The sequence below is a fragment of the Streptomyces sp. V3I8 genome (assembly GCF_030817535.1).
Taxonomy (GTDB): domain Bacteria; phylum Actinomycetota; class Actinomycetes; order Streptomycetales; family Streptomycetaceae; genus Streptomyces.
The window spans coordinates 6,453,367-6,467,728 of sequence record NZ_JAUSZL010000002.1; the positions used below are offsets into that span (position 1 = coordinate 6,453,367).

The 14,362-nt window shown below is 70.9% G+C and carries 11 protein-coding genes; 5 read left to right on the forward strand and 6 right to left on the reverse strand.

All coding sequences use genetic code 11. The features are described from left to right. Positions 1–47 precede the first annotated feature (47 nt). Positions 48–1,190, reverse strand: coding sequence for a mechanosensitive ion channel family protein (locus QFZ75_RS28440; RefSeq protein WP_307541368.1), 1,143 nt, complete (start codon positions 1,188–1,190; stop codon positions 48–50). Positions 1,191–1,310: 120 nt separating this feature from the next. On the opposite strand from QFZ75_RS28440, the gene QFZ75_RS28445 reads away from it, so the two are divergent. Next, complete coding sequence (locus QFZ75_RS28445; RefSeq protein WP_307541370.1) at positions 1,311–1,880, forward strand: dienelactone hydrolase family protein; 570 nt, start codon at positions 1,311–1,313, stop codon at positions 1,878–1,880. A 39-nt stretch (positions 1,881–1,919) separates the two neighbouring features. On the opposite strand, the gene QFZ75_RS28450 is transcribed toward QFZ75_RS28445, so the two are convergent. The 4 genes from QFZ75_RS28450 to QFZ75_RS28465 form a co-directional block, all read right to left on the reverse strand. Next, a complete protein-coding gene (locus tag QFZ75_RS28450) occupies positions 1,920–3,578 on the reverse strand; it encodes an alkaline phosphatase (RefSeq protein WP_307541372.1) in 1,659 nt (552 codons plus the stop codon). Positions 3,579–3,688: 110 nt separating this feature from the next. Beyond that, a complete protein-coding gene (locus tag QFZ75_RS28455; protein ID WP_307541375.1) occupies positions 3,689–4,489 on the reverse strand; it encodes a DsbA family protein in 801 nt (266 codons plus the stop codon). 45 nt (positions 4,490–4,534) lie between these two features. Beyond that, entirely contained in the window at positions 4,535–5,221 is a 687-nt protein-coding gene (locus tag QFZ75_RS28460; protein ID WP_307541377.1) for a hypothetical protein, read from the reverse strand. 95 nt (positions 5,222–5,316) lie between these two features. Then, a complete protein-coding gene (locus QFZ75_RS28465) occupies positions 5,317–6,645 on the reverse strand; it encodes a DUF2252 domain-containing protein (RefSeq protein ID WP_307541379.1) in 1,329 nt (442 codons plus the stop codon). Positions 6,646–6,891: 246 nt separating this feature from the next. On the opposite strand from QFZ75_RS28465, the gene dnaE reads away from it, so the two are divergent. Next, entirely contained in the window at positions 6,892–10,434 is a 3,543-nt protein-coding gene (dnaE, locus tag QFZ75_RS28470; protein ID WP_307541381.1) for a DNA polymerase III subunit alpha, read from the forward strand. Positions 10,435–10,530: 96 nt separating this feature from the next. Here dnaE and QFZ75_RS28475 read toward each other — a convergent pair whose 3' ends face one another. Beyond that, positions 10,531–10,701 carry a hypothetical protein gene (locus tag QFZ75_RS28475; RefSeq protein WP_307541383.1) on the reverse strand — a complete coding sequence of 57 codons (171 nt, stop codon included), beginning with the start codon at positions 10,699–10,701 and terminating at the stop codon, positions 10,531–10,533. A 453-nt stretch (positions 10,702–11,154) separates the two neighbouring features. Here QFZ75_RS28475 and QFZ75_RS28480 point away from each other — a divergent pair, with 453 nt between their 5' ends. The 3 genes from QFZ75_RS28480 (at position 11,155) to QFZ75_RS28490 (ending at position 14,353) form a co-directional block, all read left to right on the forward strand. After that, positions 11,155–12,186 carry an NYN domain-containing protein gene (locus QFZ75_RS28480; protein WP_373465956.1) on the forward strand — a complete coding sequence of 344 codons (1,032 nt, stop codon included), beginning with the start codon at positions 11,155–11,157 and terminating at the stop codon, positions 12,184–12,186. Between the two features lie 272 nt (positions 12,187–12,458). Beyond that, entirely contained in the window at positions 12,459–13,439 is a 981-nt protein-coding gene (locus QFZ75_RS28485) for an ABC transporter ATP-binding protein (RefSeq protein WP_307544844.1), read from the forward strand. 71 nt (positions 13,440–13,510) lie between these two features. Continuing rightward, the gene (locus QFZ75_RS28490) at positions 13,511–14,353 is read left to right on the forward strand and encodes an ABC transporter permease (RefSeq protein ID WP_307544846.1); all 843 of its coding nucleotides are present in this window, start codon (positions 13,511–13,513) and stop codon (positions 14,351–14,353) included. Positions 14,354–14,362 lie beyond the last annotated feature (9 nt).

Consider the following 14,362-nt stretch of genomic DNA (forward strand, 5'->3'; position numbering starts at 1 on the left):
GGGGCTTGTCGCGCGGTTCCCCGCGCCCCTGCGGGGCGGCTCCGGATTCAGCCGCGGCCCGTGCGTGGGGGTTCCACCATGCGGCCGCGGGTCGTGCGGGGGCGGTGGAGGGCTGTGCCGTTGCCGTTGCCGTTGACGGTCGGGTGGAGGGAGTCCGGGGGGAGGATCGCGTCGGCCGTGTTGACGCGGGGCAGGGCGTAGGGGTGGTGGGTGGCCAGCCAGCGGAGCATCTGCTCGCGGACCGTGACCCGGACCGTCCACACGTCGTCCGCGTCCTTCGCGGTGACCAGCGCGCGCACCTCCATCGTGCTGGGGGTGGAGTCGGTGACCGCGAGGCCGTAGTCGCGGCCGTCCCAGGCGGGGCACGCGCGCAGGATGTCGCGCAGCTTGTCGCGCATCTCCTCCACGGGCGCGTGGTGGTCCAGGTGGAAGAAGACCGTTCCGGTCATCTGCACACCGCCGCGGGACCAGTTCTCGAACGGCTGCGAGGTGAAGTACGAGACCGGCATGGTGAACCGGCGTTCGTCCCAGGTGCGGACGGTCAGGAAGGTGAGGGTGATCTCGTCGACCGTGCCCCACTCGCCGTTCACCACCACCGTGTCACCGAGCCGCACCATGTCGCCGAAGGCGATCTGGAACCCGGCGAACATGTTGCTGAGGGTGGACTGCGCGGCCACACCGGCGACGATGCCGAGGATGCCGGCCGAGGCGAGCAGCGAGGCGCCGGCCGCGCGCATCGCGGGGAAGGTCAGCAGCATGGCGGCGACCGCCACCACACCGACGATCGCCGAGACCACCCGCTGGATCAGGGCCACCTGCGTACGGACCCGGCGGACCCTGGCCGGGTCGCGGTGGGTGTTGGCGTAGCGGGAGTACGAGGAGTCGACGACCGCCGTGGCGATCCGCACCAGGAGCCAGGCCGCCGAACCGATGAGGACCAGGGTCAGGGCCTGACCGATGCCCGCGGAGTGTTCGGCGGCGATCTCCGCCTGGTCGTAGGACCCTCTCAGCAGGACCGCGCACATCGCGAACTGCAGCGGAAGACGGCAGCGGCGCAGCAGCCCCCACAGCGGGACCTGGTGGTGGCGTTGATCGGCACGTCGCAGCAGCAGGTCGGCCGTCCAGCCGACCAGCAGCGTCAGTACGACGGAGCCGCCGATCACGATCAGCGGGCGAAGCACGTTCTCCATCCTTCGACCGTAACCGTCCTGCGGGTCGCTAATCTGTGGCCCCGGTCATATCCGCTGCACCGGCGCCCCGCACCGGCGCCCCGCACCGGCGCCGTCGTCGGCTGCTGGCACCATGACCCCATGAACATCATGCTCTTCCATTCGACGTACGGTCTGCGGCCGGCGGTGCGGGACGCGGCGGACCGTCTGCGAGCGGCGGGACACGAGGTGTGGACCCCCGACCTCTTCGCGGGGCGCACCTTCGAGACGGTCGAGGAGGGCAGGGACTTCAAGGACGAGCTGGGCAAGGACGAGCTGCTCAGGCGCGCCATCCTGGCCGCGGCGCCCTACTCGGAGCGAGGGCTCGTGTACGCGGGGTTCTCGCTGGGCGCGGCGACCGCGCAGACCCTGGCGCTCGGCGACGACAAGGCCCGCGGGCTGCTGCTCCTGCACGGCACGTCCGACATCGCGGAGACCGCCTCGGTGGACGAGCTGCCGGTGCAGCTGCACGTGGCCGAACCGGACGCCTTCGAGCCGGACGACTGGCTGACCGCCTGGTACCTGCAGATGGGCAGGGCGGGGGCGGACGTGGAGATCTACCGGTACGCGGGCGCCGGGCACCTCTACACCGACCCCGGTCTGCCGGACTACGACGAGGAGGCCGCCGAGGCCACCTGGCGGGTGGCGCTCGGCTTCCTCGAGACCCTGTAGCGGCCCAGCGGCCCTGCGGCGCGGGACCGCGCGGCGGGATCAGACCGGGTCGTACGTCCGCTCGACCTTCTGCGTGCCGCTGCGCGTGCGGTACGAGCGGGCCCAGGCCGCCGTCGCGGTGGCGGACGTACGGTCGGAGAGGACGTAGTAGTCCATCTGCGCCCGCTCGGCGGTGAGGTCCAGGACGCCGTAGCCGTGGCGGTCGGTGTCGACCCAGTGGACGTGCCGGTTCGCGGCGCGGATCACCGGTGACGCCAGGGCCGACACCGTGCCCTCGGGCACCTTGACCAGATCGTCGAGGTTGTCCGAGGTCACCGACGTGACGACGAACTCGGTGGCGGCGGAGGCCGACAGCGGATACGTGGCGGCGTTGTACGGTACGTCGTTGGCCCAGGCCATGTGGATGTCGCCGGTGAGGAAGACCGTGTTGCGGATCGCGTTGTCCCGCAGGTGCGCGAGGAGCTCGCGGCGGTCGTGGGTGTAGCCGTCCCACTGGTCGGTGTTGAGGGCAAGGCCCTCCTCGGGCAGGCCGAGCAGTTCGGCGAGCGGCTTCAGGAGCTCGGCGGAGAGCGAGCCGATCGCGAAGGGGGCGATCATCACGGAGTTGCCGACCAGCCGCCAGGTGGTCTCCGAGGAACGCAGGCCCGCCTTCAGCCAGTCGAGCTGGGCCCGGCCGGTGAGCGTACGGTCCGGGTCGTCCACCGTGCCGTTGCCCACCTTCACCTGCTGCGAGCGGTACGAGCGCAGGTCGAGCAGGGAGAGGTCGGCGAGTCTGCCGAAGCGCAGCCGCCGGTAGGTGGTCCCCTCGACGGCGGGCCGCACCGGCATCCACTCGAAGTAGGCCTGCTTGGCGGCGGCCTGGCGGGCGGACCAGGCGCCCTCGGCGCCCTCGGTGTGGTTCTCCGCGCCGCCGGACCAGGTGTCGTTGGCGAACTCGTGGTCGTCCCAGATCGCGATGACCGGGGCCGCGGCGTGCAGGGCCTGGAGGTCGGGGTCCGTCTTGTAACGGCCGTGCCGGGTGCGGTAGTCGGCGAGGCTGACGATCTCGTGCGCGGGGGCGTGCGGGCGTACGACGGTGTCCCGTGTGCCGTACTCGCCGCTCCCGTACTCGTAGATGTAGTCGCCCAGGTGCAGCCAGGCGTCCAGGTCGCCGCGCGCGGCGAGGTGGCGGTACGCCGAGAAGTAGCCGGCCTCCCAGTTGGCGCAGGACACCACCCCGAAGCGCATCGAGGCCACGGCCGCGTCGCGGGCGGGGGCCGTGCGGGTACGGGCGGCCGGTGAGTCGGCGGAGCCGCTGGAGAAGCGGAACCAGTAGTCGGTGGCGGGCTGCAGGCCGCGGACGTCTGCCTTGACGGTGTGGTCGGAGGCGGCGGTCGCGGTGGTGGAGCCCTTCGCGACGATCGTCGTGAACGCCTTGTCCGTGGCCACCGTCCAGCCGACCTCGACGTCCGGGCCGAGCCCGGAGCCGGGGGTCGCCTCGGGGGTGGGCGTCACCCGGGTCCACAGGAGGATGCCGTCCGGCAGAGGGTCGCCCGAGGCGACGCCGTGCAGGAACGCGAGCGCCTCGGCGGCGCGGGCCGGCGGCGCCGCGGCGAGCGGGGCCCCGAGCACGGCGGTGGCCGCGGCTGCCCTGACCACCGTACGGCGGCTCGGGGCGGGGGAGTCGGAGCTGATGCGGGATCTGATGCGACTGGTCACGGCCGGTCACATTACTGATGGGTAGGGCTTTCTGTAAGGCGAAAGACGTGAAGGGCGGGCGAACGGGGAGAAGTCCGCCCGCTCTCACGGAGGGTGCCGGCCGGAACGCGCTACTTGGTGACGCCCGCGTCCTTGAGCGCCTTCTGCCAGTCGGCGACTGTGCTCGGGTTCGTGATCACCTTGTCGTTGATCTTGATGGTCGGCGTCGAGTCGACACCCTTGGCGTCGTCGAACGTCTTGCTCATCCTCATCGCCCAGGCGTCGTACGTGCCCTTCTTGACGGCGTCCTGGAACTTCTTGTTGTCCTTCAGCGCGTCCACCGAGTTCGCCACCTTGATCAGGTAGCTGTCCTTGGCGAGGTCGTCCTTCGTCTCCTCCGGGTGGTACTTCGTGGAGTAGAGCGCGGTCTTGTACTCCAGGAAGGCCTCGGGGCTGACGTTCAGCGCGGCGCCGAGCGCGCTCACGCCGTTCTTCGAGCCCTCGCCGCCGAGGTTGCCGTCGAGGAACGTGCCGAGGGTGAAGGAGAGCTTGTAGTCGCCGTCCGTCATGCCCTTGTTGACGGTCTCGCCGACCGTCTGCTCGAAGGAGGCACAGGCCGGGCAGCGCGGGTCCTCGTAGAGGTGGACCGTGTTGTCGGTCTTGGACTCGCCGATGACGACGGTCGAGCCGTTCCTGCCGCTGGTGTTGGCGGGGGCGACGACCTTCGCGTCGGCCGCGGCGTCCCACTTCGAGGGCTCGTTGTTCTGTACGACGGCGTAGCCGATGCCGCCGGCTATCGCGAGGACCGCGACGATCGAACCGGCGACGATGATCTGCCGCTTGGCCTTGTCGCGCTTGGCCTGCCGCTCGCGCTCGATGCGCAGCCGCTCACGGGCCGCCGACTTCGAGGCCTGGCTGTTCCGCTTGCTCATGATGGGTTCTCCGTGGGTGTGACAGATGTACGGGGACTGGTGTGCTCAGGCGGACACGGCCGAGCACGGCGGTCCACGCCGTCCCATCGAGTGCACGAAGAGCCGCGTACGCGTGGCGGCGACCCGGCGCGTGGGCCGCGGCAGCCGGCGCACCGGAGCGAGACACACGGTCACCGCGGCGACCGCGACCAGCAGCGGGCGGAAGGTGGCGGCGGCCATCGCGTCCAGGAGCTGGGCCAGGGCCCGCTCGCCGCGACGGAGCCAGGCGGCGGCGAGGAGGCCGACACCGATGTGCGCGCCGAGCAGCAGCCAGGCGGCGCCCGGGTCGGCCTGCGCGAGCACGGCCGCGGCGGGAGTGACCTCGCCGCCCGTCACCCGGGCCAGCGGGGTGCCGACCTCGCCGCCCCCGCAGAGCACGTCGAGACCGACCGAGCGCAACGGGCCCGCGACCGGGCCGCCGGCCTTGCCGTAACAGGCGTGCTGGCCGGCGGTGAGGAGCGTGTCGGCGGCCAGTTCCAGCGGGATCAGCAGGGCGGCGATCCGTGCGAAGCCGCGCTCGCGGCCCGCCAGCGCGTACGCGACGACGAAGACGGCGGCGGCGAGCGCCGCCACGGTGGCCAGCGGCAGGGGGACCCGGGACAGCAGCACGTGCGACGCGGTGCTGAGCGTCACGACCAGTGCCGTGAACAGCGCCGCGCGCACGGCTCTGAGCTGGGTCCCGGATATGTCCATGGTTCCGAAGAGTCTGTCACGTACTCCCGTAAGGGACCCCTAAAGGGATCCTGTGGGTGGTCGCGGCCCGGCGGCCGAGGTCGGTGGGCGGGCGGCTACAGACCCGGGATCCGGCCGTTGCGGAACAGGTCCACGAAGATCTGGTGGTCGGCCCGCGCGCGTGCGCCGTACGTGTGGGCGAAGTCGACGAGCAGGTCGCCGAAGCCGTCCTCGTCGCCCGCGATGGCCGCGTCGATGGCGCGCTCCGTGGAGAACGGCACCAGCTCCGAGTGGCCGCTCTCGTCGTCGGCGGCGGCGTGCATCGCGGCGGTGGCCCGGCCGAGGTCCGCGACGACCGCCGTGATCTCCTCCGGGTCGTCGATGTCGCCCCAGTCCAGGTCGACCGCGTACGGCGAGACCTCGGCGACCAGCTGGCCCGCGCCGTCCAGCTCGGTCCAGCCCAGCCACGGGTCGGCGTGCGCCTGGAGGGCGCGCTGGGAGATCACCGTGCGGTGGCCCTCGTGCTGGAAGTACTCACGGATCGAGGGGTCCGTGACGTGCCGGGAGACGGCCGGGGTCTGGGCCTGCTTGATGTAGATCACCACATCGTTCTCCAGGGCGTCGGTGGCGCCCTCCAGGAGGATGTTGTACGAGGGCAGCCCGGCCGAGCCGATGCCGATGCCGCGGCGGCCCACGACGTCCTTCACCCGGTAGGAGTCCGGGCGGTCCAGGGACGACTCCGGCAGTGTCTCCAGATAGCCGTCGAAGGCGGCCAGGACCTTGTAGCGGGTGGCCGCGTCCAGCTCGATGGAGCCGCCGCCCGGTGCGAAGCGCCGCTCGAAGTCGCGGATCTCCGTCATCGAGTCGAGGAGCCCGAAGCGGGTCAGCGAGCGCGCGTCCCGCAGGGCGTCCAGCAGCGGGCCCTGTGCGCTGTCCAGCGTGAAGGGCGGCACCTCGTCGCTCTTGGCGCCCGTCGCGAGGGCGTGGATGCGCTCCCGGTAGGCCGCCGCGTACGTCCGGACGAGGGCGGTGATCTGCTCGTCGCTCAGCGCCTTCGCGTAGCCGATCAGGGCCACCGAGGCCGCGAGGCGCTTGAGGTCCCAGGTGAAGGGGCCGACGTACGCCTCGTCGAAGTCGTTCACGTTGAAGATCAGCCGGCCCTGGGCGTCCATGTACGTGCCGAAGTTCTCCGCGTGCAGGTCGCCGTGGATCCACACCCGCGAGGTGCGCTCGTCCAGATACGGTCCGCCGCTCCTCTCCTGCTGCAGGTCGTGGTAGAAGAGGTTCGCCGTCCCGCGGTAGAACGCGAACGCCGACGCCGCCATCTTCCGGAACTTCACGCGGAACGCGGCCGGATCGGCGGCCAGCAGATCGCCGAAGGCGGTGTGGAAGACGGCGAGGATCTGTTCGCCGCGCTGCTCGGCGCTGAGCTGCGGAACCGACATCGCTGGGTGCCTCCTGGTGCAGGTACTGCATGACGAATGGGACGAACACGCCGTCCGACGGAACGGATGTCTCCGTCACCGTCCAACGGACGGGGGTCCACGGGAGTGCCCGCCTCCCCCTCATGAAGGTACGGGGGAGAGCGCTCCGCGTGTCAGTGCTCAGGCATAGACTTCGTCGCTGTCCCCCAGACTGTCCGCAGCCCGCGGGGACGTCGTCGACGCCAGTTCTTCTTGGAGGCCGAAGCCGTGTCAAAGCCGCCGTTCACGCACCTGCACGTCCACACCCAGTACTCGCTGCTGGACGGTGCCGCGCGGCTCAAGGACATGTTCGACGCGTGCAACGAGATGGGCATGTCGCACATCGCGATGTCGGACCACGGCAACCTCCACGGGGCCTACGACTTCTTCCACACGGCCAAGAAGGCCGGCGTCACGCCGATCATCGGCATCGAGGCGTACGTCGCCCCCGAGTCGCGGCGCAACAAGCGCAAGGTCAAATGGGGCCAGCCGCACCAGAAGCGGGACGACGTCTCCGGCTCCGGCGGTTACACCCACAAGACGATCTGGGCGGCGAACCGGACGGGCCTGCACAATCTGTTCAAGCTCTCCTCGGACGCGTACGCGGAGGGCTGGCTGCAGAAGTGGCCCCGGATGGACAAGGAGACCATCTCCCAGTGGTCCGAGGGCCTGATCGCCTCCACGGGCTGCCCCTCCGGCGAACTGCAGACCCGGCTGCGCCTGGGCCAGTTCGACGAGGCGGTGAAGGCGGCCTCCGAGTACCAGGACATCTTCGGCAAGGACCGGTACTTCCTGGAGCTGATGGACCACGGCATCGAGATCGAGAGCAGGGTCCGCGAGGACCTGCTGCGGGTCGGCAAGAAGCTGGGCATCCCGCCGCTGGTGACGAACGACTCGCACTACACGTACGCGCACGAGGCGACCGCGCACGACGCGCTGCTGTGCATCCAGACCGGCAAGAACCTCTCCGACCCGGACCGCTTCCGCTTCGACGGCACCGGTTACTACCTGAAGTCGACGGACGAGATGTACGCCGTCGACTCCTCGGACGCCTGGCAGGAAGGGTGCGCGAACACGCTCCTGGTGGCCGAGCAGATCGACACGACGGGCATGTTCGAGGCCAAGAACCTCATGCCGAAGTTCGACATCCCCGACGGCTTCACCGAGGTCACCTGGTTCCAGGAGGAGGTGCGCCGCGGCATGGAGCGCCGCTTCCCCGCCGGCGTCCCCGACGACCGCCAGAAGCAGGCGGAGTACGAGATGGACGTCATCATCCAGATGGGGTTCCCGGGGTACTTCCTCGTCGTCGCCGACTTCATCATGTGGGCCAAGAAGCAGGGCATCGCGGTCGGCCCCGGCCGTGGCTCCGCGGCCGGCTCGATCGTCGCGTACGCCATGGGCATCACCGACCTCGATCCCATCCCGCACGGTCTGATCTTCGAGCGGTTCCTCAACCCCGAGCGCGTCTCCATGCCCGACGTCGACATCGACTTCGACGAGCGCAGGCGCGTCGAGGTGATCAGGTACGTGACCGAGAAGTACGGCGCCGACAAGGTCGCCATGATCGGCACGTACGGCAAGATCAAGGCGAAGAACGCCATCAAGGACTCCGCGCGCGTGCTGGGCTACCCGTACGCGATGGGCGACCGGCTCACCAAGGCGATGCCCGCCGACGTCCTCGGCAAGGGCATCGACCTGAACGGCATCACCGACCCCAAGCACCCGCGCTACGGCGAGGCCGGCGAGATCCGGGGGATGTACGAGAACGAGCCGGACGTGAAGAAGGTCATCGACACCGCGAAGGGCGTCGAGGGCCTGGTCCGGCAGATGGGTGTGCACGCGGCCGGCGTGATCATGTCCAGCGAGCCCATCGTCGACCACGCCCCGGTCTGGGTGCGGCACACCGACGGCGTGACCATCACCCAGTGGGACTACCCGCAGTGCGAGTCGCTCGGCCTGCTCAAGATGGACTTCCTGGGGCTTCGCAACCTCACGATCATGGACGACGCCATCAAGATGGTGAAGGCCAACAAGGGCATCGACCTGGAGATGCTCGCCCTGCCGCTGGACGACCCCAAGACCTTCGAACTGCTCTGCCGCGGCGACACCCTCGGCGTCTTCCAGTTCGACGGCGGCCCGATGCGCTCGCTGCTGCGCCAGATGCAGCCCGACAACTTCGAGGACATCTCCGCCGTCTCGGCCCTCTACCGGCCGGGCCCGATGGGCATGAACTCGCACATCAACTACGCGGAGCGCAAGAACAAGCGCCAGGAGATCACCCCGATCCACCCCGAGCTGGAGGAGCCGCTCGAGGAGGTCCTGGCGGTCACCTACGGCCTGATCGTGTACCAGGAGCAGGTGCAGAAGGCCGCCCAGATCATCGCCGGCTACTCGCTCGGCGAGGCCGACATCCTGCGCCGCGTGATGGGCAAGAAGAAGCCCGACGAACTGGCGAAGAACTTCACCATCTTCCAGGCCGGCGCCCAGAAGAACGGCTACAGCCCCGAGGCGATCAAGGCGCTGTGGGACGTGCTGGTCCCCTTCGCCGGCTACGCGTTCAACAAGGCGCACTCCGCCGCGTACGGACTGGTCTCCTACTGGACCGCCTACCTGAAGGCGAACTACCCGGCCGAGTACATGGCCGCGCTGCTCACCTCGGTCAAGGACGACAAGGACAAGTCGGCGATCTACCTCAACGAGTGCCGGCGCATGAAGATCAAGGTCCTGCCGCCGAACGTCAACGAGTCGGAGCAGAACTTCGCCGCCCAGGGCGACGACGTGATCCTCTTCGGACTGTCGGCCGTGCGCAACGTCGGTACGAACGTGGTCGAGTCGATCATCCGCAGCCGCAAGGCCAAGGGGAAGTACGCCTCCTTCCCGGACTACCTCGACAAGGTCGAGGCGGTGGCCTGCAACAAGCGCACCACGGAATCCCTCATCAAGGCCGGTGCCTTCGACACGATGGGGCACACCCGCAAGGGCCTCACCGCGCACTTCGAGCCGATGATCGACAACGTGGTCGCGGTGAAGAGGAAAGAGGCCGAGGGGCAGTTCGACCTCTTCGGCGGCATGGGCGAGGCCGACAACACCGAGCCGGGCTTCGGCCTGGACGTGGAGTTCACCACCGACGAGTGGGACAAGGCCTACCTGCTCGCACAGGAGCGGGAGATGCTCGGCCTGTACGTGTCCGACCACCCGCTCTTCGGTCTGGAGCACGTGCTGTCCGACAAGGCCGACGCGGGCATCGCCCAGCTCACCGGCGGCGAGCACGGGGACGGCGCGGTCGTCACCATCGGCGGCATCATCTCGGGCCTGCAGCGCAAGATGACCAAGCAGGGCAACGCCTGGGCCATCGCCACCGTCGAGGACCTGGCCGGCTCCATCGAGTGCATGTTCTTCCCGGCGACCTACCAGCTGGTGTCCACCCAACTGGTCGAGGACGCGGTGGTGTTCGTCAAGGGGCGCCTCGACAAGCGCGAGGACGTCCCCCGCCTCGTCGCGATGGAGCTGCAGGTCCCCGACCTGTCGAACGCGGGCACCAACGCGCCCGTGATCCTCACCATCCCCGCTCTGAAGATCACTCCGCCCATGGTCAGCAGGCTCGGTGAGATCCTCAGCCACCACCGGGGCGAGAGCGAGGTGCGGATCAGGCTCCAGGGCCCGAGCAAAACCACGGTCCTGCGGCTCGACCGGCACCGGGTGAAGCCCGACCCCGCCCTCTTCGGGGACCTGAAGGTACTGCTGGGCCCGGCCTGCCTGGCGACCGGCTGACCGCCGCCGGACCTCCCGGACGAGCGCGAGGGGCGCACCCGTGCACGGGTGCGCCCCTCGGCGTGTGCCTGGACCGGAAAGGCCCGTGCGCCCGGCTCAGTTGTGGCCGAAACGCCTCTGGTGCTTGCGGGCGGCATCGGCGGAGCCGCCCTGGATCTGTGACACCGGCGACTGCTGCGCCGGCGCCGGGGACTGCTCCTGCGCGCGCTCCGGCTGCGACGAGCGGTCCTGTTCGCCGCCCTGCTTACGGTTCCTGTTCTTGGCCATGGTGCTGCCTCCTCAGGGAGATTCGGGGGGCCAAATCCGGGATCAGACTCACATAGGCTGGGGTTCCGCGCATTTCGGAGAATTACCGTGCGTAATAAGGACTGTGGGCGAGCTGTGCGCCCGATCCGCCACGCCGAAGATCGAGTTCCGGCCGTTAACCTCCGCGCGGTCGGGCAGACTCGAAGCAAGCCCGAAGCAAACCTCCCGGAAAGAGGGTGGATCGCGTGGACCGCTGCATCGTCCTGGTGGACGCCGGTTACCTGCTCGGGGCCGCTGCCAGTCTCCTCGCCGGGGAACCCTCGCGATCCCGGATCACCGTTGACCACGCCGCCCTCATCCAGGGGCTGCGCGAGCGCGCCGAGTCCGAGACGGAACGGCCCCTGCTGCGCATCTACTGGTTCGACGGGGGCCCCCGACCGCGTACCGCAGCCGGAGCACCGCAGACTGCGGGTGATGCCCCGGGTCACGGTCCGCCTCGGCGCGCTGACCCGCAGCGACGGCCGGTGGGCGCAGAAGGGCGTGGACGCCGCGATGCACGCCGAACTCACCGAGCTGGCGCGCAACCGCGCCTGCTCCGACGTCGTGCTCGTCACCGGGGACGGGGATCTGCTGCCCGGCATGATGGCGGCCAAGGAGCACGGGGTCGCCGTGCACCTGTGGGCCGTGCAGGCCGCGGACGGGGACTACAACCAGTCCGAGGACCTGGTCGCCGAGGCCGACGAGCGGCGGGTGCTCGACCGGATCTGGATCACCAAGGCCGTCCGGGCCAAGGAGCTCGGCGGGGTCTGCGCCCCGCCGCCCGTGCCGCGGCCCGAGATCGCCGCGATCCTCTCCGCGCCGCTGCCGGAGTCCGCGCCGAGCTCCACCGGCGAGCAGGCCGTGACGCAGGACGAACAGCACGAGCAGCACGAGCAGGCCGAGCCGGGCCGGAACGGCACGGAGGCGCGGGTGCCGGCCGCCGCCAAGGGCGTTCCGACGCCGAAGGACCTGGCCGCGCTGCGGGCGCCCGGCGCGCCCGGTGCGGCCGGCGGGCAGCCGGCGGCCCAGCATCCCGCGAACGCGACGCTGCGCTGGTCGTCCGACAGGGGGTGGATCGACCGGGACCGGCCCGCGAGCGCCGCCGAGACCGCGGAGGCGGCGCTGCTGCCGACGCTCGCGCAGCTCACGTCGGCGGAGCAGCGGTGGGCCGACCGGGAGGAGGACATCACCACGGTGGGGGGTGATCCGTTCGAGGTCGGGCAGGTGTTCGCGCGGCGGTGGATGGATCGGTTGTCCGACCAGACGCAGCTGCCCAAGCTGTCCACGATGTATCCGCGGGTGCCGCACCGGATCGACGGGGAGCTGCTGCGGTACGCGGCGCGGTTCGGGCTGCTCGCGCACAAGGACGATCAGATCGATGAGCACGACCGGTACGCGATCCGGGCGGGGTTCTGGCGAGAGGTCGATGCGCGGAACGCGACCGAACGGGTCCCTGCCGGGGAGTGAGCGGTAAGGGGTCTGGGGTTCGGAGCGCTCCGGGTGGCGTTGCCGGGTGCGGGCCGGCGGGGGCTTGTCGCGCAGTTCCCCGCGCCCCTGAAGGGCGGAAGGCCTGCGCCGTTCCCCGTGGCCCTTGAAAGGCCCCCGGGGATGGTCCCGGGTGGGTGATATCTGGTGTGTGGCCGCCCCGGGCGTGGTTCGGGGGGTGGGACCCCGTAGTCTCGGGTCTCGTGAGTACGCGCGCCGCACAGGTAGGCCGGGACGGGCATGGCGGGGATGTCGTGTGCGCCGTGCGGGATCTCACGAAGACGTATCCGGCCGTGCGCGGACGGCGCAACGCACCCGGTACGCCCGAGGTGCGGGCCACCGACGGGGTCCGGATCGACATCCGGCGGGGCGAGATCTTCGGGCTGCTCGGACCGAACGGCGCCGGCAAGACCACCCTCGTACGCCAGCTGACCGGGCTGATGCGCCCCGACCGCGGCAGTGTCGAGATCCTCGGGCACGACATCGTGCGCCATCCCGAGCGGGCGGCGCGCATCCTCGCGTACCTCGGGCAGGAGTCCACCGCCCTCGACGAGCTGACCGTGTCGCTCGCCGCCGAGACCACCGGGCGGCTGCGCGGCCTCCCCGTGCGCGCGGCCCGGGCCGAGCGGGACGCGGTCCTGGAGGAGCTGGGGCTCACCGCCCTCGCCTCGCGGCCCCTGAAGAAGCTCTCCGGCGGACAGCGGCGGCTCGCCTGCTTCGCCACCGTCCTCGTCGGCGAGCGGCCCTTCCTCGTCCTCGACGAGCCGACCACCGGCATGGACCCCGTCGCCCGCCGCGCCGTCTGGGGCGCCGTCGACCGGCGCCGGGCCGAGCACGCCACCACGGTCCTGCTGGTCACCCACAACGTCATCGAGGCCGAGACCGTGCTCGATCGGGTCGCCGTGCTGGACCGGGGCCGCGTCATCGCCTGCGACACCCCCACCGGGCTGAAGGAGCAGGTCGCCGGCGAGGTGCGCCTCGAACTGGTGTGGCGCGAGCGCGCCCCGCTCGACGTGCCCGAGGTCGCGGCCCTGCGCGACCGCGCCGTAGAGTCGGGCCGGCGCTGGTCGCTGCGGCTCTCCCCGGAGGAGGCCCGCGCGGCCGTCGCGGCGGTCACCGGCGGCGCCGCCTTCGCGGCCCTGGACGACTTCACGCTCGCCACGCCGAGCCTGGAGGACGTGTACCTGGCCCTGGGCGGCAGCGCCGGAAGCGTACGGGGGCTGGTCAAGGCATGAGCACGCGGGCCCCCGCAGCCGTACGCAACAGGTACAAGGACGACAGCCGAAGCGAACAGGAGCCGCTCGACGTGAGTGTCGTACCCGCCGAGGTCCTGCCCGGCGCAGCCCGCGCGGACGGGAACCGGGCCGTGGACAGCGAGGACGGTGTCCGTGCCGTGGCCGGGCTCGGGCCGCGCGCGCGGCTGTGGCCGGCGCTGGCCGCCGTCTACCGGGCGCAGCTCTCCCGGGCCAGGGTGGCGCGCATCCCGCTGCTGTTCGTGGCGACCTTCCAGTCCGTCGGGATCATGGTCCTGATGCGCGGGGTCGTGGACGGCGGCGGCGAGGCGCGGGCCGTGGTCGCCGGTTCCTCGGTCCTCGTGGTGGCGTTCGTCGCGCTCAACCTGCTCGCCCAGTACTTCGGCCAGTTGCGCGCCAGCGGCGGCCTCGACCACTACGCGACGCTGCCCGTGCCGCCCGCCGCCGTCGTGCTGGGCGCGGCCGCCGCGTACGCCTCCTTCACCGTGCCCGGGACGCTGGTGACCGCCGTCGTGGGCAGCGTGCTCTTCCAGCTGCCGCTGACGCACCTGTGGATCCTCGTCGCCGTCATCCCGCTCGCGGGCGCCGCGCTCGCCGGACTCGGGGCGGCCCTCGGGCTGCTCGCCCCCCGCCCGGAACTTGCCACGCTGCTCGGCCAGCTGGGCATGTCGGCCGCGCTGCTGCTCGGTGTGCTGCCGCCGGACCGGCTGCCGACAGTCGTCCAGTGGGCCCGCGACCTGCTGCCCTCCACGTACGGCGTCGAGGCCCTCGGACTGACCTTCGGCCCGGACCCGGACTGGGGGGTCGTCCTGCTCGACCTCGCCGTGTGCGCGGGCGTCGGCGTCGCCTCGCTGGCCGTCGCGACCTGGGCCTACCGCCGGGCGGCCGTCCGGTGACGCGCCCGG